This window comes from gamma proteobacterium SS-5 (assembly GCA_009497875.2).
In the GTDB taxonomy this organism is placed as follows: Bacteria; Pseudomonadota; Gammaproteobacteria; order Chromatiales; family Chromatiaceae; genus Magnetovirga; species Magnetovirga frankeli.
In genome coordinates, this window is the sequence record CP032508.2 from 776640 (window position 1) to 791318 (window position 14679).

14 protein-coding genes are annotated in these 14679 nt (G+C 62.1%); 7 read left to right on the top strand and 7 right to left on the bottom strand.

Annotated elements, in window-relative coordinates; translation table 11 throughout:
* Nucleotides 1–136: 136 nt before the first annotated feature.
* The 6 genes from modB to D5125_08810 all read right to left on the bottom strand — a co-directional run bounded on the left by modB (nucleotide 137) and on the right by D5125_08810 (nucleotide 8731).
* On the bottom strand, nucleotides 137–817 hold the full coding sequence (modB, locus tag D5125_08785; GenBank protein QFY89572.1) for a molybdate ABC transporter permease subunit: 681 nt from the start codon (nucleotides 815–817) through the stop codon (nucleotides 137–139).
* Between the two features lie 137 nt (nucleotides 818–954).
* Complete coding sequence (gene modA, locus D5125_08790; protein ID QFY89573.1) at nucleotides 955–1785, bottom strand: molybdate ABC transporter substrate-binding protein; 831 nt, start codon at nucleotides 1783–1785, stop codon at nucleotides 955–957.
* A 543-nt stretch (nucleotides 1786–2328) separates the two neighbouring features.
* Nucleotides 2329–3978: a chaperonin GroEL gene (gene groL / locus D5125_08795; protein ID QFY89574.1), complete on the bottom strand. Its 1650-nt coding sequence runs from the start codon at nucleotides 3976–3978 to the stop codon at nucleotides 2329–2331.
* A 51-nt stretch (nucleotides 3979–4029) separates the two neighbouring features.
* Complete coding sequence (gene groES, locus D5125_08800; protein QFY89575.1) at nucleotides 4030–4320, bottom strand: co-chaperone GroES; 291 nt, start codon at nucleotides 4318–4320, stop codon at nucleotides 4030–4032.
* Between the two features lie 253 nt (nucleotides 4321–4573).
* Entirely contained in the window at nucleotides 4574–8089 is a 3516-nt protein-coding gene (locus D5125_08805) for an EAL domain-containing protein (protein ID QFY89576.1), read from the bottom strand.
* Between the two features lie 261 nt (nucleotides 8090–8350).
* Entirely contained in the window at nucleotides 8351–8731 is a 381-nt protein-coding gene (locus D5125_08810; protein ID QFY89577.1) for a hypothetical protein, read from the bottom strand.
* A gap of 140 nt (nucleotides 8732–8871) precedes the next feature.
* On the opposite strand from D5125_08810, the gene alaC reads away from it, so the two are divergent.
* The 7 genes from alaC to rplS all read left to right on the top strand — a co-directional run bounded on the left by alaC (nucleotide 8872) and on the right by rplS (nucleotide 14310).
* Nucleotides 8872–10059 (top strand): alanine transaminase, encoded by a 1188-nt coding sequence (alaC, locus tag D5125_08815; GenBank protein QFY89578.1) that lies wholly within the window; start codon nucleotides 8872–8874, stop codon nucleotides 10057–10059.
* 382 nt (nucleotides 10060–10441) lie between these two features.
* Nucleotides 10442–11755, top strand: a complete 1314-nt coding sequence (locus D5125_08820) for a homoserine dehydrogenase (protein QFY89579.1) — start codon at nucleotides 10442–10444, stop codon at nucleotides 11753–11755.
* 120 nt (nucleotides 11756–11875) lie between these two features.
* Nucleotides 11876–12172, top strand: a complete 297-nt coding sequence (locus D5125_08825) for a hypothetical protein (GenBank protein ID QFY89580.2) — start codon at nucleotides 11876–11878, stop codon at nucleotides 12170–12172.
* 164 nt (nucleotides 12173–12336) lie between these two features.
* Nucleotides 12337–12600, top strand: coding sequence for a 30S ribosomal protein S16 (rpsP, locus tag D5125_08830; GenBank protein ID QFY89581.1), 264 nt, complete (start codon nucleotides 12337–12339; stop codon nucleotides 12598–12600).
* 22 nt (nucleotides 12601–12622) lie between these two features.
* Nucleotides 12623–13147: a ribosome maturation factor RimM gene (rimM, locus tag D5125_08835; GenBank protein QFY89582.1), complete on the top strand. Its 525-nt coding sequence runs from the start codon at nucleotides 12623–12625 to the stop codon at nucleotides 13145–13147.
* Between the two features lie 40 nt (nucleotides 13148–13187).
* Nucleotides 13188–13946 (top strand): tRNA (guanosine(37)-N1)-methyltransferase TrmD, encoded by a 759-nt coding sequence (trmD, locus tag D5125_08840; GenBank protein QFY89583.1) that lies wholly within the window; start codon nucleotides 13188–13190, stop codon nucleotides 13944–13946.
* 19 nt (nucleotides 13947–13965) lie between these two features.
* A complete protein-coding gene (rplS, locus tag D5125_08845; protein ID QFY89584.1) occupies nucleotides 13966–14310 on the top strand; it encodes a 50S ribosomal protein L19 in 345 nt (114 codons plus the stop codon).
* A gap of 77 nt (nucleotides 14311–14387) precedes the next feature.
* Here the strand turns inward: rplS and D5125_16985 are convergent, their stop codons facing one another.
* Nucleotides 14388–14678 carry a hypothetical protein gene (locus D5125_16985; GenBank protein QPB72226.1) on the bottom strand — a complete coding sequence of 97 codons (291 nt, stop codon included), beginning with the start codon at nucleotides 14676–14678 and terminating at the stop codon, nucleotides 14388–14390.
* Between the last annotated feature and the right edge of the window lies 1 nt (nucleotide 14679).

The following is a 14679-nucleotide window of genomic DNA, read 5'->3' on the forward strand; positions in this document are numbered from 1 at the left end:
TTCGCTGCATCCGGGCCACTTCCTCCTCATTCTTCTCTGCGTCCTTTGCGCTCCTTTGCGTCCTCTGCGTCCCATTGATTAGAAGATGTTTCATGTTCCGGGGTGGCGCTGTCCGCTCCATGTGCATTAGGCGTGCTCAAAGGATCACCCGCGTCCGGCGATTGAAGCTGTAGAGCAGCAACAGCACCACGAAGGAGAAGATCAGCATGCTCGCCGACAGCCAGTGGGCCTGAGTGTAGTCCATGGCCTCGACGTGGTCGTAGATCTGTACCGAGATCACCTGGGTGGCACCGGGGATATTGCCGCCGATCATCAGCACCACGCCGAATTCGCCCACCGTGTGGGCAAAGCCGAGGATGGCGGCGCTGAGCCAGCCGGAGCGGGTCAGCGGCAATACCAGGCTGAAGAGGCGATCCACCGGCCCGGCCCTGAGGGTGGCGGCCACCTCCAGGGGGCGGCTGCCCAGGCCCTCAAAGGCATTCTGCAGCGGCTGCACCACAAAGGGCAGCGAATAGAACACCGAGGCTACCACCAGCCCTGCGAAGCTGAAGGGCAACAGGCCGATCCCCAGCCATTGGGTGAACTGACCCACCGGCCCCTGCGGCCCCATCGCCAGCAGCAGGTAAAAGCCCAGCACCGTCGGCGGCAGCACCAGCGGCAGGGCCACCAGCGCCCCAACCGGCCCCTTCCACAGGGAACGGGTATGCGCCAGCCACCAGGCGATGGGCGCGCCGATGAGCAACAGCAGCAGGGTGGTGACCCCGGCCAGGCGCAGGGTCAGCCAGATGGCGGCCAGATCGGCATCGCTAAAGCCCATGACACCTCACCATTGAAAATCGTCGAAATTTGGGACGCAGAGGGCGCAGAGCTCGCAGAGTTGAAAAGGAGCTGGGCGAGAGGTTTATTCCAACCAGCTCTGCGTTCTTCTTTGGCTCCAGCTGCGCTGGCTTGACCTCATAGCCCATAACCGAAAGACTGGATGATGCTGCCGGCTGCCTCGCTGCGCAGAAAGGCAAGCAAGGCCCGAGCGGCAGGGTTGTCCTTACCCCGTAGCAGCAGCACCGCGTCTTGGCGCAGGGGCGGGTGCAGCCGCTCCGGCACCGGCCAGGCCGAGCCCGCCTGCAGCTGGCCATCCCGCATCACCTGGGAGCGGGCGACAAAGCCCAGCTCGGCGTTGCCGCTGGCGACGAACTGGTAGGTCTGGGCGATGTTCTCCCCCTGCACCAGCTTGGGCCTGACCATCTCTAGCAGGCCAAGACCCTCCAGCACCGCCAGGGCAGCGGCACCGTAGGGCGCTACGCGGGGATTGGCTATGGCCAGGCGACTAAAGCGCCCCTGCTGCAGGGCCGAGGCATCGGCATCCAGCAGGTCCGGCTGGCTCGACCAGAGCACCAGGCGACCCCGCGCATAGGTGAAGCGCGAATCCGCCAGGGCCTTGCCCTCGGCCACCAACCGCGCCGGGGCCCGCTGATCGGCGGCCAGAAAGACCTCAAAGGGCGCGCCGTGGCTGATCTGGGCAAATAGCTTGCCGGTGCCGCCCAGGGAGACCCCTGCCCTGTGGCCCGTGCTCCGCTCGAACTCGGCGACGATCTGCTGCATCGGCAGGGCAAAGTTGGCTGCCACCGCAACCCTTACTTCGGCGGCCAGGGTGCCGCTGGTCAGGCAAAGCCCGCAGAGACCGAGCAGGAGGGGGCTAAGGCCCTGCCAGGGGCCTGACGATCGCCTCGCACAAGGCCAGGCGCGGCCCGCTTGTCGGGTAGGGAGGCTATTGGGCTGGATCGACATGGGGCCGATGATACCGAAGATACCCCAGAGAACCTAGGAGCCTGTCGGATTCAGGGTGCCCCTACTGCGCCGGTGGGAAGAACGGCCCAGAATTGTTTTGAACATTGGCCCCGATTTTTCGTTGCGTAGGCCAACTCAGCGCCTCAAAATCGTGAAAATTTGTTCTCGCTCTCCCACCTTGCTCGCTACGGGCACCTAAACCCGACAGGCTCCTAGCAGGAACCGATCAGCCTAAAAAGAGCAGTTGAACCGCAGATTTCACCGATTTACACAGATTTTTCAGTGTGTTTGCCAAGTGCACCCAGTCACCCAGCGGGTGACTGGCTAAGTCATTATAACCTAATGAAAATACATAATTTAATCTGCGATAATCGGCGTAATCTGCGGTTTATAGGATCAGGCCGCAAGACCGGGGCTTTTTGCCATGTGCTGGGTCGGATTCCGGCCTTGCCGCTGGGTATAAAAAAGGCCCGGCGATTGCTCGCCGGGCCTGTTTGGCTTGCCCCGCCCTGGGTTCAGGGCGGGTCTTGGGCCTTGCCTGGGTTACATCATGCCGCCCATTCCGCCCATGCCGCCCATTCCGCCCATGTCGCCGCCCGGCATGGCGGCAGACTCTTCCTTGGGTTCTTCCGCCACCATGCATTCGGTGGTGATCATCAGGCCGGCCACGGAGGCGGCGTTCTGCAGTGCGGTGCGGGTCACCTTGGTGGGGTCGAGTATGCCCATGGCCACCATGTCGCCATACTCGCCGTTGGCGGCGTTGTAGCCGAAGTTGCCGCTGCCATCGGCCACCTTGTTGAGCACCACTGAGGCCTCATCGCCGGCGTTGCTGACGATCTGCCGCAGGGGCTCTTCCATGGAGCGCTTGCACAGGGTGATGCCGACATCCTGATCGTGGTTGTCGCCCTTGACGTCTATACCCTTGAGGGCACGAATCAGGGCCACGCCACCGCCGGGGACTATGCCTTCTTCCACGGCGGCGCGGGTGGCGTGCAGGGCATCTTCCACGCGCGCCTTCTTTTCCTTCATTTCCACCTCGGTGGCGGCACCCACCTTGATCACGGCAACGCCGCCGGCCAGCTTGGCCAGGCGTTCCTGTAGCTTTTCCTTGTCGTAGTCGGAGGTGGTTTCCTCGACCTGGGCGCGGATCTGCTCACAGCGGGCCTTGATGTCCTGCTCGGCACCGGCACCGTCGATGATGGTGGTCTCTTCCTTGCTGACGGTGACCTTCTTGGCGGTGCCCAGCTCGTTCAGGGTGGCCTTCTCCAGGGTCAGGCCGACCTCTTCGGAGATCACGGTACCGCCGGTGAGCACGGCGATATCCTGCAACATGGCCTTGCGCCGGTCGCCGAAGCCTGGGGCCTTGACCGCGCAGACCTTGACGATGCCACGGATGGTGTTCACCACCAGGGTGGCCAGGGCCTCGCCTTCCACGTCCTCGGCAACGATCAGCAGCGGCTTGCCGGCCTTGGCCACGGCCTCCAGCACCGGCAGCAGTTCACGGATGTTGGAGATCTTCTTGTCGTGCAGCAGGATGTAGGGCTCTTCCAGCTCGGCATTTTGGCTCTGCTGGTCGTTGATGAAGTAGGGTGACAGGTAGCCACGGTCGAACTGCATGCCTTCTACCACGTCCAGTTCGTTACCCAGGGAGGTGCCTTCTTCCACGGTAATGACGCCTTCCTTGCCGACCTTTTCCATGGCCTCGGCGATGATCTCGCCGATGGAGTCATCGGAGTTGGCGGAAATGGTGCCCACCTGGGCGATTTCCTTGTTGTCGGCGCAGGGCTTGGAGAGGGACTGGAGCTGGGCAACGGCGGCGATTACGGCCTTGTCGATGCCGCGCTTGAGGTCCATCGGGTTCATGCCGGCGGCGACGGCCTTGAGGCCTTCGCGCACCATGGCCTGGGCCAGCACGGTAGCGGTGGTGGTGCCGTCACCGGCGATGTCCGAGGTCTGCGAGGAGACCTCCTTGACCATTTGCGCGCCCATGTTTTCGAATTTGTCCTTGAGTTCGATCTCCTTGGCCACGGAGACGCCGTCCTTGGTCACGGTGGGGGCACCGAAGCTCTTTTCCAGCACCACGTTGCGGCCCTTGGGGCCGAGGGTGACCTTGACCGCGTTGGCCAGGGTGTTGACGCCGTGCAGCATCTTCTTGCGGGCATCTTCGCCAAAACGTACTTCTTTTGCAGACATACTTGAGATTCCTATGTTGATGTTTGAAGGGGATTCGCGGGTTGCGTCGGCCTAGCCTTCGACTATGCCCATGATGTCTTCTTCGCGCATGACCAGCAGCTCTTCGCCATCGATCTTGACCTCGGTGCCGGAATACTTGCCGAACAGCACCTTGTCGCCGACCTTGACATCCAGCGGGCGGGCCTCGCCGTTGTCCTTGATCTTGCCGTTACCCACGGCCAGCACCTCGCCCTGGATGGGCTTTTCCGTGGCGTTGTCGGGCAGGACTATGCCACCGGGGGTGGTGCGCTCTTCTTCCATACGACGGACGACCACGCGGTCGTGCAGGGGACGAATGTTCATCAATTTCACTCCTTCAATGAGGTTAATCTGAAGACCAAAAAGTATTGTCTCCAAGCAGTAAGGGCCAGAACACCGGGGTGTTAGCACTCACTGATGGTGAGTGCCAATAATAGGGGCGAAGTTTTCAGAGTCAAGGGGTGAGGGGAAAATTTACTGGGGACAAGGGCAGGGGCCTGAGGACGGAGGACAGAATTTTGCGTCGCTACGCGACAGATCAGTAAACTGGGCGCAAAGCGCCCTCAAATTTCTGTCTTCAGTCCTCTGTCCTCTGGCCTCTGAGCCGTTTTACCCGGTCCTTGAGCAGGGCCACCTGTTCGATCAGGGTTTGCTTGCTCTCCAGTAGATCGGCCATGCCGGCGCGGGCGGACTCCAGCTCGCCGTGCCCATGCAGCTGGATCAGCCTGCGTGCCTGGTCGTGGATCCTGCGGTGGGTCTCGCCCAGGGTGATGAACTCCGGCAGCTGGGCATAAAGCCGGGTTCCTACCCCCTTGTACCAGCGGCCAAAGCGGCATTGCCGGTGATGCAGGTTGAGCAGGTGGGCATCGCTTGGCTGGTCGCTGTCGAGGTAGGTCTGCACCCGGTCGATCCAGTTGCTGTGATGCTGGTCCACCAGCAGCAGGGGCAGGTCATCGCGGGTCCAGCGTTGGTTCAGGCAGTCCTGCCAGCCGGGGCTGGGGGCGTAGCCCTCGATCCAGTCGGGCATCTGTTCTGGCGGCATGGGGCGGGCAATCTCATAGCCCTGGGCATAGACGCAGCCGAGCATGAGCAGGGCCACGCCGTGCTGGGGGGTCTCCACGCCCTCGGCCACCAGCCGTCGCTGGAAGGCCTGGCTCAGGCCGATGATGCCCTCGATCACGGCCAGATCGTCCTCATCGTCGATCATATCCTTGACGAAGCTGCGGTCGATCTTGACGCAATCCATGGGCAGGCGGCGGAAGTAGGAGAGGGAGGAATAGCCGGTGCCGAAGTCGTCCAGGGCGAAGCCGATGCCGAGGGCGCGGCAGCGGCCGACCCGGTTGGAGACCCGGCCGATGTCGTCCAGTGCGGCGGTCTCCTGGATCTCCAGGCCGATGCTGTAGGGCGGCAGTTCGGCGTGTTGTTGCAGCAGGTGTTGCAGGTGGTCGATGAACCCCTGATCCAGCAGATGACAGGCGGAGACGTTGATGTTCAGGCTCAGCTCCAGCCCCTGGCGGTGCCAGCGGGCCAGCTGGTCGAAGGCCTGGTCCATCACCCAGTAGCCCAGGTTGACGGCAACCTCGCTGTTTTCGATCACCGGCAGGAAACGCTCCGGCAGCAGCAGTCCCTCCTGCGGGTGCTGCCAGCGCAGCAGGGCCTCCACCGCCACCACCTTGCCGGTACACATATCGACTATGGGCTGATAGTAGAGCAGGAACTCCTCATTGCGCAGGGCCTGTTCGATGCGTTCGCGCTCCTCATGGCGGGTGCGGGTGCCGCTGTCGCTTTGCCGCTCGAACAGATGGTAACGGCCCTTGCCCGAGGTCTTGGCCACGTACATGGCCTGGTCGGCGTTGCGCAGCAGGGTGTCGTCGGCCCCCTCGATCAGGGGGTAGAGAGCGATGCCGACGCTGGCGGAGACCTGTACCTGGACCTCATCACCGATGTCGATGGGAGTGGAGATCAGCGCGATGATGCGGTCGGCGGCCTGTTCGCATTCATCCACGCTGTGCAGGTCGCTTAGCAACAGGACGAATTCATCGCCGCCCAGGCGCGCCACCGTGTCCTGGGCGCGCAGGGAGGATTTGAGGCGATAGGCGATCTCCATCAGCAGGTGGTCGCCGGCCTCGTGGCCGTGGTCGTCGTTGACCGGCTTGAAGCCGTCCAGGTCCATGTAGGCCACCGCCAGCAGGGTGTTGTGCCGGTCGCTGTAGGCGATGGCCTGTTTCAGCCGGTCATGCAGCAACATGCGGTTGGGCAGGCCGGTCAGACCGTCGTGGTGGGCCAGGTGTTCGATGTGGTTCTGCCGCTCCAGCTGTTCGGTGATGTCGGAAAAGATGGCTACATACTGACGGGCACCCTGATCTCCGCTGCGCACCGCCGAGATGGTCAGCTGCTCGGCGTATTCCACGCCGTCCTTGCGCTTGTTCCATACCACGCCCTTCCAGAAACCGCGATCGAGCAAGGCGTTCCACATGGCCTGATAGAATCCCTCATCATGCCGGCCGGATTGGAGGATGCGCGGGGTCTTGCCCTCCACCTCTTCCAGGCTGTAGCCGGTGATGTGGCTGAAGGCGGCATTGACATCCAGGATGCGGGCATCGGCATCGGTGATCAGTATGCCCTCGGCGGAATGCTGGAAGACGTTGGCGGCCAGGCGCAGCTTGTGTTCGTTTTCCGATTGCTCGGTGATGTCCTGGATGCTGCCGGTGGAGATGATCGGCTCGCCGCGCTCGTTGACCACATTGATCGATTTCTCCAGCACCGTGCGCACGGCCCCGTCCGGGCGCAGGATGCGGTGCACCATCTCCCAGGACTGGTTGTTCTTGGCGGCATTGAGAAAGGCCTGCTCCACCCGCTCGCGGTCCTCCGGGTGGATCGCCTGCAGGTAGGTCTGGTAGGTGGCGACAAAGGCCCCAGGCTCATAGCCGAACAGGCGATAGACCTGGTCGGAGATGGTCAGCTGGTGGTTGCGGTGATCCACCGACCAGCTGCCCACCAGGGAGATCTCCTGGCTCTTCTTCAGCAATTCCTGCATCTCGAACAACTGCTTGCGCGAGCGCATGACAGTGACCAGGGTCAGAAACAGGGCCAGCAACAGGAGTCCGGCCAGGCCGGTAAATACCGGCCAACTGCGCAGGATCAACTCCTTCAGGGCCAGGGGGGCGGGCTTGAAGGGGCCCAGGCCGACCTCGCGGAACAGGTTCAGCACCGGGCTGTAATCACCCACCACGCTCCAGCCACGGATATTCGCCGAGAGCGAGGCCGGGTGCTCCGGCCCCAGCGCCAGCAGGGCGGTGAGCACCGACTTGGCCAGGTCCTGGGGCACCCCGCTGACCACCGCCAGGGGCCATTCGGGATACAGCCGGGTGCTCAGGCGATGGGGGTAGCCGGGCTGCTCGATGGGGTTGGCCAGGCGCAGGGCATCGGCCTGCAGCCGACCCTTGGCGATCAGATCGTCCAACACATCGCTACGGATGAAGCCGACATCGCCCTCGCCCCTGAGCAGGGCCTCGACCACGGCGTGGTGGTCATCGAGCTGAACGATATGCGTTTGGGTGCGCAGGTCCAGGCCCTGCTGCAGGGCCTCGCGCAGTTGCGACTGCCAGGCCCCCAGGCTGTGCACCGAAGGGATCAGCAGGGTCTTGCCGCGCAGGTCCTTGTAGCTCTGGATGTCCTGCCGATGGGGCAGGGTGACCAGGCTGCCGCCGAAGCTGTCGATGATGCCATTGGACCCCTGCACCCGGCGCGTGGCAATGGCGGTGGCGTGCCCACCCAGCTGTAGCTCGATGTAGTGGCCGGGGTTGGTGATGATGAAATCCACCAAGCGCCCTTCTACCGCCAGGGTCATCTCTCGGTTGGCGAAGGGCAGTGGAACGATCTCAAACCGCAGGGGGGCGAGGCGTTCATTGAGGTAATCGGCATGGCCCTGCCAGGACTCCATGACCAGGGCCTCGCCACGGTGGGCCAGTACGCCGATGCGCACCGGATCCCCTTCCTCAGCCAGGGTAGGATTACCGAATAAAAACAGCCAGATACAGACAGCAGTAAACGCAATCCGGCCGGATTGCGTTCGGGATTTCCAGTGCAACATCCTCCAACTCCTTGTTTGTCTTATATTGAAACCCCGTCTGCGCAGGGTTTATTGTGATGATCACTGGCCAGCAAAGCCCTGTCCAGCGCACCCTATTTGAATTGCTTTTTATTTTGCTGCGTCGTAACTGCTCAGGCCGTTAAGCCCCTCGCCACTTGGAGGGGGAAGGGAAAGTAGCTACGCTACGGCCTGTCTAATGTAGCACCGAAAGCCCCAGCCCTCCAGAGGCGCGAATTTTCTGGCCGGTCGCGGTGCCAGGGCTTATACGCTGGGCTCCCAGAGGATTCCCGCTACCGGGTTGCGGCCCTCGGCGGCGAGGATGTTGAAGGTGCGGCAGGCCGCAGCGCTGTGCATGACTTCAATCCCCAGGCCGCGTGCATAGAATACCGCCAGCAGGTCCACGGCGGGGAAGCGCTGCTGCGCGCCAACACCAAGCAGATAGACATCCGCCGGATGTGCCAGCATCAGTTCCAGATGGTCTCGCGTCAGCTCGGCAAACCGCTGTGGCGGCCAGGGTTGCAAGCGCTCGGCTGTCAGCAGCAGGCTGTGGGCATGGATCTGGCCGCCGATCTGTATGCCGCGCGCGTCCAGGGCCTCTATGCCCATGCCCTTGGGGTTGGTGTCCAGGCTAAAGTTGATCATTTGCCCAGTTTAGCACCCGAGTGCGCGCTTCAGAGTTCAAAAGTACAGGTTCAAAAGCACTTTTGACAGACCCTTGGCCACTCAGTTAATTTACTTCGTTTAATCCCCTAACCGCAGAGGTCCCCGTGTCCACACCCGAGATGGCAGAGTTTCATAGAATCAACCGCTTGCCGCCCTACGTCTTTGCCATCGTCAACGAACTTAAGGCCGAGGCACGGGCCAGGGGCGAGGATATCATCGATTTTGGCATGGGCAACCCGGATCAGCCGACGCCGCAACACATCGTTGACAAGATGATCGAGGTGGCCAGCCGCCATGATACCCACCGCTACTCCGCCTCCAAGGGCATTCCCCGCCTGCGCCGGGCCATCTGCAACTGGTATCGCGACCGCTACGCGGTGGAGCTGGACCCGGATAGCCAGGCCATAGTCACCATCGGCTCCAAGGAGGGCCTGGCCCATCTGGCGCTGGCCTGCATGGGGCCGGGGGACTCGGTGCTGGTACCCAACCCGGCCTACCCGATCCACCCTTACGGCTTTATCATCGCCGGTGCCGATGTGCGTCATGTGCCCATGCAGGACACGCAGAGCTTTTTCGATGAGCTGGAAAAGGCGATCAAGGACTCCTGGCCCAGGCCCAAGATGCTGGTGCTCAACTTCCCTGGCAACCCCACCACCCACTGCGTCGAGCTGGACTTCTTCGAGCGCGTGGTGGCCATAGCCCGGGAGCACAATATCTGGGTGATCCACGACCTGGCCTACGCCGACATCGTGTTCGACGGCTACAAGGCCCCCTCGATCCTACAGGTGCCGGGGGCCGAGGATATCGCCGTGGAGTTCTTCTCCCTCTCCAAGAGCTATAACATGCCCGGTTGGCGGATCGGCTTCATGTGCGGCAACAAGACCCTGGTGGGGGCGCTGGCGCGGATCAAGTCCTATCTGGATTACGGCACCTTCACGCCGATCCAGGTGGCCGCCATCGCCGCCCTGGAAGGCCCGCAGGACTGCGTCGAGGAGATCCGCGCCATGTACGAACGGCGCCGTAACGTGCTCTGCGATGGCCTGAATAACATCGGCTGGGCGGTGGAGCGGCCCAAGGCCACCATGTTCGTCTGGGCACCCATCCCTGAACCCTACCGGGCCATGGGCTCGCTGGAGTTCTGCAAGAAGGTGTTGCATGACGCCAAGGTGGCGGTATCGCCTGGCATCGGCTTCGGCGAGCACGGCGACGGCCATGTCCGCTTCGGCCTGATCGAAAACGAACACCGCACCCGCCAGGCCGTGCGCGGCATCCGCGACATGTTCCGCAGGGATGGTTTGTTGCAATAAGTCTTGAACCTAAAAAGAGCATTTGGCCACAGAGCCACAGAGTACACAGAGAAAAATCAATGTCTTGGAAAGCGAACATTCAACACCTTCTAAGTGAGCCCAGTCTGATAGGTAACTCATTGAAACAACTCTGTGATCTCGACTCTGGCCTCCTGCTTCGTTCTACCTCCTCCTTCCCTGGAGTCGTCTGTGTCTCTGTGGCTTAACTGAGGAATATAGGTTGAACGGGATCGCAACGGACTCAGAGAAAAGACATTTTAAGTCAAATTGTTGCCCTCATCATGGGTGGCCTGGGCTGAAGAAGTCATCTCTATCAACCTCTGCGTACTCTGCGCTTGTTTGCGTCCTTTGCGATCCGATATCTAAACCCCAGGAGTAACTTGTGAAACCAGTCAAAGTGGGCCTGATGGGCCTGGGCACCGTCGGTGGCGGCACCGTCAGCGTATTGCACCGCAACGCCGAGGAGATCGCCCGCCGCGCCGGGCGTGGCATTGTCATCTCCCATGCTGCGGCCAGGGACTACAACCCCGAGGGCATAGACGGGCTGGGGCGGATCGGCACCATCGGCGATGATGCCTGGGCCGTGGTCAACGACCCCGAGGTGAAGATTGTCGTCGAACTCATCGGTGGCTATTCGCCGGCCAAGGAGTTGGTGCTCCAGGCCATAGAGAACGGCAAGCATGTGGTCACCGCCAACAAGGCGCTGATCGCCATGCACGGCAACGAGATCTTCGCCGCCGCCCAGCACAAGGGCGTCACCGTGGCCTTCGAGGCCGCCGTGGCCGGCGGCATCCCCATCATCAAGGCCCTGCGCGAGGGCCTGGCGGCCAATCGCATCGAGTGGATCGCCGGTATTATCAACGGCACCGGTAACTTCATCCTCACCGAGATGCGCGACAAGGGGCGCCAGTTCGATGAGGTGCTGCGCGAGGCCCAGGCCCTGGGTTATGCCGAGGCCAACCCGGTGTTTGACGTGGAGGGCATAGACGCGGCGCACAAGCTGACCATCCTCGGCTCCCTGGCCTATGGCATACCGCTGCAGTTCGACAAGTGCTACATCGAGGGGATTACCCGCATCACCCCGGAGGATGTCAGCTATGCCGCCGATCTGGGCTACCGCATCAAGCACTTGGGCATCACCCGCAAGACCGAACAGGGGGTGGAGCTGCGGGTACACCCGACCCTGATCCCGGAGCGGCGTCTGATCGCCAATGTCGATGGGGTGATGAACGCTGTACTGGTGCAGGGTGATGCCGTGGGCCCGACCCTCTACTACGGTGCCGGTGCCGGTGCCGAGCCTACCGCCTCCGCCGTGGTGGCCGATCTGGTGGACGTGGTGCGTACCCTGACCACAGACCCCAATAACCGGGTACCCCACCTGGCCTTCCAGGCCGATGCCCTGTCCGACACCCCGGTGCTGGGCATGGATGAGGTGGAGACCGCCTACTACCTGCACCTCAAGGTACTGGACAAGCCCGGTGTGCTGGCCACCATCGCCGGGATCCTGGGCGATGCCGGCATCAGTATAGAGGCCACCCAGCAGAAGGAACCCCTGGAGGGGCAGAGCGTGGTACCCCTGGTGCTGCTCACCCAAAGGGTCAAGGAGAAGGCGATGAACGCCGCCCTGGCAGCCATTGCCGAGACCGACCTGACCGCCGATGAGATCGTGCGTATCCGTGTTGAACGTCTGATGTAAACAGAGGGCAGCTGCCGAAGTGAACGCTGGCTGGAACCCCGTTGCTTTGGCAGGGGTCCAAGCTGGTAAATCAGGCTAGTTCTATAGTTCGGTGAAGCCAGGTTTTGTCAGGGGGTGCCGGTGTCTTATCAGTCTCAGGTGGAGGATTTGGTGGGTGAGCATGTGGCCCGGTTTCAGGCCGAGCTGACCCTGGCCCGTCAGTTACTACAGGGCAAGGTCGAGACGCCCATGCCCTATGGCTATCCCCCCAGGGTCTATCGACCCCTTCATATCTGCAGGGCCCCTCAGTTTCGCGCCTTCATAGCCCGCAGTGGTGGCCGTTTGAGCAACGGCGTGCCCAGGGTGTTGCGTGATCAATGGCAGGGGGATTCCTTGCTCGGTATCTACAACCCCGCCGCTGCCTCAAGCAGGGGGTAGTAAAGGCCGATCTGCCTTCTGTCTGGTGGGCGAGTGGTAACCATTGGAGATTAAATTTTTCTCTCCAGCCCTTCACATTCGCCGTAAATTGGGTAAAATGCCGCGTTCTCTCTGGCCCTGGCGTGAAACACGACCGGGGTCGCTCAACTGGTACAGGATTAACGATGGTCTCTATTCGTCTGCAGCGTACTGGCGCCAAGAAGCGCCCCTTCTATCATGTCGTAGCCACTGATTCGCGCAATTCCCGCGATGGCCGTTATATCGAGCGCCTGGGCTTTTTCAACCCCGTTGCCAAGGGCAAGGAAGAGGAACTGCGCCTCGATCTGGCCCGGGTGGAACACTGGATCGGCCAGGGTGCCCAGCCCACCGAGCGCGTGGTCAGCCTGATGAAGCAGTCGCGTAAGCAGGCCGCTCAGGCCGTCGCCTGATCAGGTACTGGTGTCGATAGGGATGTCGGGTTCCGCTGCGGACTCCACTGACAGCCATGTGATCATCGGCCGGGTAACCGGCCTTTATGGTATCAAGGGCTGGGTCAAGGTCTATTCGCATACCCGCCCGATCAACAACATTCTCGGCTATCGGCCCTGGTATCTCCAGCGAGCCGATGGCTGGGAGGAACACCAGTTGGCAGAGGGGCGTATCCAGGGCAAGGGCCTAGTCGCCCGTCTGGCTGGCTACGACGACCGCGATCAGGCCGCCGAGTTGCTGGAGCGCGACATCGCCATCAAACGTGCGCAATTGCCCCGTGCCGAAAAGGGCACCTACTACTGGGCCGAACTGGAAGGGCTGCAAGTTTTTACCCTGGAAGGCGTGGCGCTGGGGGTGGTGGATCACCTGTTCGAGACCGGGGCCAACGATGTGCTGGTGGTCCAGGGCGAGCGGGAACGCCTGCTGCCCCTGCTGATGGATCAGGTGATCAAAGAGGTGGATCTGGACGCCGGTCTGATGCGGGTGGATTGGGACCCGGAGTTTTGAGGCACAACGCCCCCGTGAGGACGCGCTTTGGGGATGGGCGGTGAGGTTTGATCTCATCAGCCTGTTCCCCGATATGTTTCGGGTCTTCATCGAGCAGGGGGTGACCGGTCGGGCCTTCAAGCAGGGCAGGGCCCAGGTGGGCCTCTGGAACCCGCGGGACTACACCTCTGATGTACACAGAACCGTGGATGATCGCCCCTACGGCGGCGGCCCCGGCATGCTGATGAAGCCCGAGCCGCTGCAGCAGGCGATAGAAGCCGCGCGGCAGGCGGCACCCCAGGGCACCAAGGTGCTTTACATGAGCCCCCAGGGGCAAAGATTTGATCAGCAAGCGGCGCTGAGGATGGCCGCCCACCCCGGCCTGATCCTCCTGGCCGGGCGTTACGAGGGCATAGACGAGCGCCTGATCACCTGCTGCGTGGATGAGGAATGGTCCATTGGTGACTATGTCCTCAGCGGCGGCGAACCGGCCGCCATGGTGATCATGGACGCGGTACTGCGGTTGTTGCCCGGGGTCCTGGGTGACGAGGACTCGGCCCAGCAGGACTCCTACATGGACGGACTGCTGGATTGCCCGCACTACACCCGGCCGGAGTGGTTCCAGCAGCAGGCGGTGCCCCAGGTGCTGCTCAGCGGCAACCACGAGGCCATCCGCCGCTGGCGGCTGCAGCAATCCCTCGGCCGCACCTGGCAGCGGCGCCCGGATCTGCTGCAGGGACGCCAGATGAGCGATGAAGAAACTGAACTACTGAACGCATTTATTCACGAATCTACCGCCGGCCGCGAGGCCGTCACCTGAGTTATAGGAGCAAAGGGCCATGAGCAACATCATTCAACAACTGGAAGCCGAGCAGATGAACCGGGAGGTACCCAACTTCCGTCCCGGCGACACCCTGGTGGTCCAGGTCAAGGTCAAGGAAGGCACCCGCGAGCGCCTGCAGGCCTTTGAGGGCATCTGTATCGCCCGCCGCAACCGCGGCCTGAATTCCTCCTTCACCGTGCGCAAGATGTCCTCGGGCGAGGGCGTGGAGCGCGTGTTCCAGACCTACAGCCCCAGCCTGGCCGAGATCAAGGTGGCCCGTCGTGGCGACGTGCGCCGCGCCAAGCTCTACTACCTGCGCGGCCTCACCGGCCGGGCGGCGCGTATCAAGGAAAAGGTATAAGCCGCAGCGACAGCCGTCGCACCGCAAGCAAAAGGCCGCCTCGTGCGGCCTTTATAAAAACGGTGACACCTTACTAATTACACTAATTTGTGCTGCTGATCTTCTTTCCATGGAGACGAAGGGCGAACGCGCTTGCCCGGTCTCAACAGGTGCCCCAGCTTCTTTTCAAGTTCCTCTAAGGCTTGATCCCCCGTCAGTGGACGGACAATACTCTGCCCCTTCGTCAAAGCAGTTTCGAGTTCCGCATTCGGCGTTACATCCAGAAAATCACCCCGTTGTTCGACGCGATCGAGAAGCGGCTTCACAACGACCAGGCCGTCATCCTCGCCCTTGAAATGGGCTGGTGTACTGGACCATAACCATTCCACC